The following is a 1,547-nucleotide window of genomic DNA, read 5'->3' as shown; positions in this document are numbered from 1 at the left end:
CATTCATCTTTTTAAGATGATTAACTGCTAAAAACATTTCTTCATCAGAAGTTCCAACAACTACAATGTTATGGGAATCATGAGCGACCGTTGTTGCAATTGCTCCATTTTTTATACCAAATCCTTTAACAATTCCCAATCCAATATTTCCTGTTGCGTGATGTCTTTCTATTACAGCCATCTTTAATTGGTCATTAGAAATTGATGCTCTAAAATTGCCTTTATCTATATCAACTTTTTCAACTCTATGATGTGTTATTAAACTATTAGGAACTATTTCTATTACATTGCATAAATCAGAAGATAAAGATATTTCAAAAGCATTTTTTTCTAACTCTTTCATATTTATCTTAGGTAACTTCAGAGCTAATTCTTTACTGTTATCATTTGTTTTAAATTCTTCTTTCTTTATTTTCCCATTATCTACAACACATATCCCCTTCTTTAAAACTTTATCTATTGAAATATTCTGTAATTCATCTAATATTAATAAATCAGCTTGATACCCTGGTGCTATTGCTCCAAAACTACGAAGACCAAAAAATTCTGCTGCATTAATTGTTACCATTTGAATAGCTGTAACTGGATCTAGTCCTTCTTTTATTGCAAGCCTAACATTATGATCTACGCTACCTTCAACAATTAAATCATCAGGTAACTTATCATCTGTAACCAACATACATCTTCTTGAATTTGTTGGAGTTACAACTTTTATTAGTTTTTTTAATTCTTTAGCTGCTGTACCTTCCCTAATCATTAAGTACATACCTAATTCTAAACGTTCCTTTGCTTCCTTAACATTAGCACATTCATGATCTGCATAAATCCCTGTAGATATATATACGTTTAACTCTTCTTTACTAAGCCCTGGAGCATGTCCATCTACAATACCTCCATTTAAATGAGCATTAATAATTTTCTGTAACATCTCTTCATTTAAATTCACTATAGACGAAAAATCCATAAATTCTGCGAGTCCTAAAACCCTTGGGTGTGTGTAAAAAGGTTGTAAATCTTCTGCATCAAGTTTTGCTCCACTATTTTCAAATGAAGTTGCTGGAACGCATGAAGGAAGCATAATAAATACATCTATCGGCAATTCTTCTGATGCATTTAACATAAAGCTGAGCCCATCTATACCTGCAACATTTGCAATTTCATGGGGATCAGCCATTACTGTAGTAACCCCATGTTGAATGAGAACTTTTGATAATTCATGTGGTGTCAACATTGTACTTTCTATATGCATATGGCCATCAATAAATCCAGGGACTATAACTTTATCCTGTGCATCTATAATTTTTTCGCCTTCATACTGACCAATGCCTGCTATAATTCCATCTACAATAGCTATATCGCCTTTCATAATATCTCCAGTAAAAACATTTAGTATTTTTCCATTTTTCACAACAGTATCTGCCTTTATTTCCTTATTAGCTACTTTAATTCTTCTCTTTAATAAATTCATATCAATTTTCATAAGACACGACCTTCCTAAAATTACTAATTAAATTTTTCTTAAAATAAAAAATCCTGATTACAAAGAA

At 31.3% G+C, this 1,547-nt stretch carries 1 protein-coding gene; it reads right to left on the bottom strand.

The window, feature by feature from the left end; genetic code table 11:
* On the bottom strand, positions 1-1,480 hold a 1,480-nt coding region (ade, locus tag NG904_RS16450; RefSeq protein ID WP_252232774.1), incomplete at its 3' end, for an adenine deaminase.
* Positions 1,481-1,547 lie beyond the last annotated feature (67 nt).

It is taken from the genome of Clostridium sp. ZBS15, from assembly GCF_023845705.1.
Taxonomy (GTDB): Bacteria; Bacillota; Clostridia; order Clostridiales; family Clostridiaceae; genus Clostridium; species Clostridium aquiflavi.
Note: the sequence above shows the minus strand (reverse complement) of the source record. Positions and strands in the feature narration are given on the sequence as shown.